This window comes from Flavobacterium xizangense, assembly GCF_054075145.1.
Map to the genome: position 1 here is coordinate 1 of NZ_JBSIPG010000220.1, position 251 is coordinate 251.

The following is a 251-nucleotide window of genomic DNA, read 5'->3' on the forward strand; positions in this document are numbered from 1 at the left end:
TGTAAGCTACGTGAATCGCCATCCTCATATGACCATAACCGCTTTGACTGTCTCAGCGCAAAGCAATGATGCGGGAAAGTTAATTTCCGATTTGCATCCGCAACTTAAGGGAATCGTCGATCTGCCGTTGCAGCCGATGTCCGATATCAGTGAGTTTGTCGGCGGCGTGGATGTGGTGTTTCTGGCCACCGCGCACGAAGTCAGCCACGATCTGGCCCCGCAGTTTTTGGCGGCGGGTTGCGTGGTGTTTG

General features: G+C 53.8%; 1 protein-coding gene. It reads left to right on the top strand.

From position 1 onward, the window contains the following. The coding region (locus ACWA1B_RS23185; RefSeq protein ID WP_456911027.1) for a hypothetical protein at nucleotides 1-251 on the top strand (251 nt) is incomplete at both ends.